Origin of the sequence: Azospirillum sp. B506 (assembly GCF_000333595.1) — a bacterium.
Classification (GTDB): Bacteria; Pseudomonadota; Alphaproteobacteria; order Azospirillales; family Azospirillaceae; genus Azospirillum.
In genome coordinates, this window is record NZ_BADK01000899.1 from 1 (window position 1) to 6,794 (window position 6,794).

The 6,794-nt window shown below is 68.4% G+C and carries 8 protein-coding genes; 3 read left to right on the plus strand and 5 right to left on the minus strand.

Annotation, left to right across the window (positions count from 1 at the left end; all coding sequences use genetic code 11):
• Together I71_RS36520 and pdeM are read right to left on the minus strand one after the other, a co-directional pair.
• The coding region (locus I71_RS36520) for a deoxyribodipyrimidine photo-lyase (RefSeq protein ID WP_148294388.1) at positions 1-131 on the minus strand (131 nt) is incomplete at its 3' end.
• Positions 132-208: 77 nt separating this feature from the next.
• The gene (gene pdeM / locus I71_RS27870) at positions 209-946 is read right to left on the minus strand and encodes a ligase-associated DNA damage response endonuclease PdeM (protein WP_042701782.1); all 738 of its coding nucleotides are present in this window, start codon (positions 944-946) and stop codon (positions 209-211) included.
• Between the two features lie 124 nt (positions 947-1,070).
• Between pdeM and I71_RS27875 the strand changes: the two genes are divergently transcribed.
• Entirely contained in the window at positions 1,071-1,454 is a 384-nt protein-coding gene (locus tag I71_RS27875) for a 2Fe-2S iron-sulfur cluster-binding protein (RefSeq protein ID WP_042701785.1), read from the plus strand.
• Between the two features lie 23 nt (positions 1,455-1,477).
• Here the strand turns inward: I71_RS27875 and I71_RS27880 are convergent, their stop codons facing one another.
• From I71_RS27880 to rpsU, 3 genes are all read right to left on the minus strand, one after another.
• Positions 1,478-4,006, minus strand: coding sequence for a ligase-associated DNA damage response DEXH box helicase (locus I71_RS27880; RefSeq protein ID WP_042701787.1), 2,529 nt, complete (start codon positions 4,004-4,006; stop codon positions 1,478-1,480).
• Positions 3,982-4,899 carry a 3-methyl-2-oxobutanoate hydroxymethyltransferase gene (gene panB, locus I71_RS27885; RefSeq protein ID WP_244434094.1) on the minus strand — a complete coding sequence of 306 codons (918 nt, stop codon included), beginning with the start codon at positions 4,897-4,899 and terminating at the stop codon, positions 3,982-3,984. Before panB ends, I71_RS27880 begins: the two co-directional genes overlap by 25 nt.
• Before the next feature lie 220 nt (positions 4,900-5,119).
• Entirely contained in the window at positions 5,120-5,323 is a 204-nt protein-coding gene (rpsU, locus tag I71_RS27890) for a 30S ribosomal protein S21 (protein WP_012974546.1), read from the minus strand.
• Between the two features lie 215 nt (positions 5,324-5,538).
• On the opposite strand from rpsU, the gene def reads away from it, so the two are divergent.
• Together def and I71_RS27900 are read left to right on the plus strand one after the other, a co-directional pair.
• Positions 5,539-6,090, plus strand: a complete 552-nt coding sequence (def, locus tag I71_RS27895) for a peptide deformylase (RefSeq protein WP_042701791.1) — start codon at positions 5,539-5,541, stop codon at positions 6,088-6,090.
• Between the two features lie 24 nt (positions 6,091-6,114).
• Positions 6,115-6,794 (plus strand): COQ9 family protein (locus tag I71_RS27900; protein ID WP_042701795.1); only part of this gene is annotated, 680 nt, incomplete at its 3' end.

Sequence of the window (6,794 nt, forward strand, 5' to 3'; positions counted from 1 at the left end):
CTCCTCTGGATGTAGAGCGGGATGACCGCCGCGCCGCGTTCGGTCGAGGCCTGGGCGGCGGCGGCCAGCGCCGGATTGTCGGCAAGGCGCAGGTCGTTGCGGAACCAGACGATGATGGGGGAAGCGGACATACGCGGCGCTCGATTGGTCTCCTCCGGACCCATTGATATAGGCCGCGCTTACGCTTCGGCCAGAGCATCCCGGAAAGTCAGCGGGCGCGGTCCGGCGACAAACGGCCGCAGGGGAAGCGGTAGATCCGGCCGCGTGCCGTCATCAGCACCTCGAACCCCGGCGCCAGCAGCCCGTCGAAGGCGGCGTCCAGCACGTTCAGCCCGCCGGTGAAGCTGCCGAAGGCCGGCAGGATCAGCTTGGCGCCGTCATGGACGAAGCAACGCTCGCGCACCCGGCGGGCGGCCAGCGCCACCGCGGCGGCCGGGTGCAGGTGGCCTGACAGCTCGCCCACCGCGCCGGGCTGCGCCTCATGCCGGAAGGTCAGCGGGCCGACGGACAGTTCCGCCACCGACCGGCCACCGAGTCCCTGCGGCGGTTCTGGATCGTGGTTGCCGGTGATCCACACCCAGTCTGCGATGGCGGCGGTCAGGCCGCGCAGCCGTTCCACATCGGCCCGGTCCATCCGCTCCGCCGCGCGGCGGTCGTGGAAGCTGTCGCCGAGGCACAGCACGCGCGCCGGCTTTTCCCGCGCAATCAATTCCGCCAGCCGGTCCAGCGTCGCCCGCGTGTCGTAGGGCGGCAGCATCCGGCCGCGCGCGGCGAAGGCCGATCCCTTTTCCAGATGCAGGTCGGCGACGGCGAGGATGCTCTCCGCCGGCCACAGCAGCGCGCAGGATGGATCGGCCAGCAGATCGGCACCGCGGAAAGTCAGGGCGGCGCGGCTGTCATCGCTCTGACAGACAGAGCCGTTGGCTTGGGAGGAAGCTGACAACATTCGTTTACCGGCAATCATCGGAAAAGGCCAATAACCATGAGAATTTTATGGGCATGATGTTTGCAGCCGGACGGGTCACCGCCATGGAGGCATGGCGGATGACAACCATACCCGGAGGATACCCATGGCCACAGTGACGTTCACCGGCCCGAACATGCCCAAGGACATGACCGTCTACGCGGTCGCCGGCGATACCGGCACCCTGCTGGCGCTGGCGAAAAAGCACGACATCCCGATCCCGTTCCAGTGCCAGGACGGCGAGTGCGGGTCCTGCCTCGTCAAGGTGACCTATCTGGACGGAAAGACGCCGATGGCCATCGATCTGACCGAAAAGGAGAAAGTTACCCTGTCCGTCAACGGCAAGCTGAACAGGGACCTGTTGGCGGCGGCCGAGAACGCCCACCGTCCGCCGCCCTACCGTCTGGCCTGCCAGTTCATCGTGCGTGACGAGACCATTCTTGTCGAGTTCAGCGGCGAGCCGGGAGTGGAGCCGGAGCTGCGCAAGTAACCTGCGGACGGCATGGGGCGGTGTCACAACGACAACCGTCCCTGCTGAGGGCGCCCCTGCTGCGAACGCCCTGTTTCCGATTTCGCAGGCCGTGGCGGAGCCAGTTCCGGCATCGCCTCCGCCAGCAGTTCGGCCTCGGCGGCGGCGAGCAGCTCGTCGGTGGCGCTGCCCTCCACCCGCTCGCGGCCGATTTCCAGGATCACCGGCACCGCCAGCGGCGAAATGCGGTCGAGGTCCTTGTGGGCGATGCGCCCGCGCACCCGCGCCAGGAAATCGGACAGGCGGCGGATGTCGGTCAGACCGCCGGCGGCATCGGCCCGCGTCGCCCGCAGCAGCACATGGCCGGGGTCGTGCTTGCGCAGCACGTCATAGATCAGGTCGGACGAGAAGGTGACCTGTCGCCCGGTCTTCTCCTGTCCCGGATGCCGGCGGTCGATCACCCCGGCGATCAGCGCCACGTTGCGGAAGGTCCGCCGCAGCATCGACGATTCGTCCATCCAGGCTTCCAGATCGTCGCCCAGCATCTCCTGATCGAACAGTGCATCCATATCGGTGCCCATATCCTGGGGGGAGCGCAGCGACCACACCGCCAGCACATAGTCGGTGGCGACGAAGCCCAGCGGCCCCAGCCCGAAGCGCTCCATCCGCCGGGTCAGCAGCATGCCCAGGGTCTGGTGCGCGTTGCGCCCCTCGAAGGCGTAGGCGACGAGGAAGCGCTTGCCCGCCTTGGGGAAGGTCTCGACCAGCAGCCCGTCGCGGTCGGGCAGGACCGAGCGGTAGCGCTGAAGCCGCAGCCATTCCTGCACATCCTCCGGCAGACCGTCCCACTGACGCGGATCGGCCAGCATGGCGCGCACGCGCTCGGCCAGATGGGTGGTCAGCGGCAGCCGCCCCCCGGCATAGGCCGGCACCTTCGGATCGCCGCTGCCGCCCTTGGCAACCTGGGCCTCCATCTCGCGCACGCCGAGGAACTTCAGCAGCTGGCCGGCGAACAGGAAGGTATCGCCGGGTGTCAGCCCCTGGATGAAATACTCCTCGACCTCGCCCAGCACCGGGCCGCGGTTCAGGCGGACGCGCAGCAGCGCCTCCTGGGTGATGGTGCCGACATTCATCCGGTATTGCCGCGCCACCGCCGGACCGGCCACCGCCATCCGGCCATCCTCGCGCAGCCTCAACCGCTGGAACCGCTCATAGGCCCCGAGCGCATAGCCGCCGGTGGCGACGAAATCCAGCACGTCGTCGAACTCGTCGCGCGTCATCGCCGCATAGGGGGCGGCGGAGACCACCTCCTCATACAGCTCGTCCGCCAGGAAGGGGGCGGCGCAGCCCATGCCGAGCAGATGCTGGGCCAGCACGTCCAGCCCGCCCGGCCGCGGAGCCTCGCCGTCCAGCGTGTGGTCGTGGACGGCCTCCAGCGCGGCGCGGCATTCCAGCACCTCGAATCGGTTGGCGGGAACCAGCAGGGCGCGGCTCGGCTCATCCAGCCGGTGGTTGGCGCGGCCGATGCGCTGGACCAGCCGGCTCGACCCCTTGGGCGCGCCGATCTGCACCACGAGATCGACCGCCGCCCAGTCGATGCCGAGATCGAGCGAGGAAGTGGCGACCACCGCCCGCAGCTCGCCGCGTGCCATGGCGCCCTCGACCTTGCGGCGCTGCTCCACCGCCAGCGAGCCGTGATGCAGCGCGATGGGCAGGTTGTCGTCGTTGACCCGCCACAGCGCTTGGAACACCAGCTCGGCCTGGGCGCGGGTGTTGACGAACAGCAGGGTGGTGCGCTGGTGGCGGACCCGCTCGTAGATTTCCTTCATGGCGTGCATCGCCATGTGGCCGGCCCAGGGCACCCGCTCCTGGGATGTCAGGATCTCGACCTCCGCCTGCGCACCGGAGCGGCCCAGCACAAGGCGCACGTCGTCGGAGTCCGTCCCCTCATGCCGGCCGCGGTGGGACAACCAGGCCAGCAGCCGCTCCGGCTCCGCCACCGTGGCCGACAGCCCGACCCGGCGGGCGGCGGGAGCGAGGCGCGACAGCCGGGCCAGTCCCAGCGCCAGCAGGTCGCCGCGCTTGGATCCTGCCAACGCATGCAACTCGTCGATGATGACGCAGCGCAAGGATCGGAACAGCCGGTCGGCGTCGGTATAGGACAGCAGCAGCGCCAGGCTTTCCGGCGTCGTCATCAGCATGTGCGGCGGATGGCTGCGCTGGCGCTTGCGCTTGGCCTCCGGCGTATCGCCGGTGCGGGTTTCCGCCCGGATCGGCAGCCGCATCTCGGCGATGGGCTGTTCGAGGTTGCGCTGGATGTCGACCGCCAGCGCCTTCAGCGGGGAGATGTAGAGGGTGTGGAGGCCCTCGCGCGGCCGTTCCGCCAGTTCGATCAGCGAGGGCAGGAAGCCGGCCAGCGTCTTGCCGCCGCCGGTGGGGGCGATCAGCAGCGCGCTCTCCCCGTGCTCGGCGGCTTCCACCATCGCGATCTGGTGCGGGTGCGGCGCCCAGCCGCGCGACCGGAACCACGCGGCGACGTTGGGCGGGATCAAGGCGGGGGAAGCTGCATCCATGGCGGTCCGACTGTAGCGGATCGCTGGGAACGGAAGAAGAACGAAACTGTGGGAGCGGGCCTTAAACGCCGCGCCTTCTTCACCCCGAAGCAGTGCTCCGGCCCCGGAAACGTGCGGCTGCGCACTTTGGCGGCGTAGGTCGCGGCGGCCTGGCTGACCGTCTCGCCCAGGTTGGCGTAGCGCTTGACGAATTTCGTTGGAAGGGCGCCGAACAGCCCCAGCATGTCGTCGGTGACCAGCACCTGGCCGTCGCAGGCCGGCGAGCCGCCGATGCCGATGGTGGGGATCGCCACCTCTTCGGTGATGCGGCGGGCCAGCGCTTCCATCGTGCCCTCGATCACCAGGGTAAAGGCGCCGGCCTCGGCGATGGCGCGGGCATCGGCGGCGATCCGCTCGGCGGCCTCGGCATCGCGGCCGACCGCCTTGTAGCCGCCGAGCGTGTTCACCGACTGCGGCGTCAGCCCGACATGCCCCATCACCGGTATGCCACGGGCGGTCAGGAAGGCCACCGTCTCCGCCATCTCCAGCCCGCCTTCCAGCTTGACCGCCTGGGCGCCGGTCTCGGCCATCACGCGGGCAGAGGCGCGGAAGGCCGCTTCCTTGCTCTCCTGATAGCTGCCGAAGGGCAGGTCGACGACGACGCAGGCCCGTTCGGACGCGCGCACCACGGCGGCGCCGTGGGCGATCATCATGTCCAGCGTCACCGGCAGCGTGCTGTCCAGCCCATAGACCACCATGCCCAGCGAATCGCCGACCAGCAGGATGTCGACATGCGGGTCGAGCAGCCGGGCCACCGGAGCGGTGTAGGCGGTCAGGCAGACGATGGGATCGCCCCCCTTGCGGGCGCGCAATGCCGGAACCGACTGGCGGGCGGTGAGGTTGGAAGCGCTCATGTTCGGGCCTTTCCAAGGCAGGCTGCAGCGGGCCGAAGGGGGGCGATCCAGCTCGCTGACCATTCAATACGCTTGGCCGACGCACAGTCTGGCCAAGAAAAATGGCGCAGATACACCAAAACCGCCCTCGCGAGATTCGCGGGACGGTCGGGTGCAAGACACAAGGGGTCTTGGGCGCGCGTCACACGCGCCCTTCGCAGTCGCTAAGCGCGACCGGCGATTAGTAGCCCTCGCGTTCCATCCGCTTGCGGAGCAGCTTGCGGGTGCGACGCACCGCTTCAGCCTTCTCACGCGCACGCTTCTCCGAGGGCTTCTCGTAGTTACGGCGGAGCTTCATTTCACGGAAAATGCCCTCGCGCTGCATCTTCTTCTTGAGCGCGCGGAGGGCCTGATCGACGTTGTTATCTCGGACCAGAACTTGCACGTTAACCGTCACCCTTCCAAGTGAAGCATGTTGCGCCAAGGCAACAAATAGGCATGCGCGGCAGGCGCACCCCTTGTGTGGGGGCAGTGTGTAGCACGCCCCTTCGCCTTTGTGAAGGGGAGTCTTCGGTTCACCAGCACAAGCCCGGCCATAGGCCTGTTCTGAACCCCAGGAATCGGTTGCTCTGGCTCGCTGCACACTCCAGATATAGCGGCATGCCTGTGCTTCCAATCGCCCGGATGGGCAATCCCGTGCTCCGCGAGATCGCGGAGCCCATCGCCGACCCGACCGATCCGGCGGTCTGCCGGCTGGCGGCCGACATGATCGCCACCATGCTGGACGCGCCCGGAGTCGGTCTCGCCGCCCCGCAGATCGCGGAGTCGCGCCGGATCATAGTCTTCCGTGTCCCCGCCGACCGTGGCGAGGGGGAGGAGGTGGCGAACACCGTGCTGGTCAATCCGGTGATCGAGCCGTTGACCGACGAAAAGGCCCTGGGCTGGGAGGGGTGCCTGTCGATTCCCGGCCTGCGCGGGCTGGTGCCGCGTTACACGCGTATCCGCTACCGCGGCTATGGGCTCGACGGCGCCCGGATCGAGCGGGAGGCGTCGGGGTTCCATGCCCGGGTGGTTCAGCATGAGGTCGACCACCTGGATGGCGTGCTCTATCTTGATCGCATGGACGATCTGCAGCTCCTGGTCTGTACCGAGGAGATGCATCACCTCAACGCCGCGCTTGCCGCGGCTAAGGACGCGCCGCCCCGGACCTGAGGGCGGACGCTGGGAGAGTTGGCTATGAGCATCGACACGCTACGCGACGAGATCCTGGTGGCGAGCCTGCCCAATGTCGTCTTTGACGGCTGGAGCCTGCAGTCCCTGCGCGACGGCACCGAGATGGCGGGGCACGAGTCGTCCGCCCTGCTGCGTGCCTTCCCCGGTGGCGTCACCGACGCGGTGGAGCATTTCGCCGATTGGGCCGACCGCCAGATGCTCGACCGTCTGGAAGCCCAGCCGCTGGCCGAGATGAAGGTGCGCGAGCGCATCTCGCTGGCCGTCCGCACCTATTTCGAGGTGCTGGAGCCCTATCGCGAGGCCAAGCGCCGCCAGCTCTCCTATCTCGCCATGCCGCAGAATGTGGCGCTCGGCCTGCGGCTGCTCTACCGCACGGTGGATGCGATGTGGTTCGCCGCCGGCGACAGCTCCACCGACTACAACCATTACACCAAGCGGGCGCTGCTGGCGGCGGTGGTCAGCTCCTCCACCTTCTATTGGCTCGACGACAAGTCGGACGATCATGCGGAGACCCGCGCCTTCATCGACCGCCGCCTGGCCGACGTGATGGCGGTGGGCAAGGCCACCTCGTCGGTCGGCAAGCTCGGCTCGATGCTGACCATCCTGCCCAACCCGCTGCGATTCGCCCGCCAGATGCGCCAGCGTACCGCCGGCGCCCAGGCGAGCAACGCGACGATCCATAT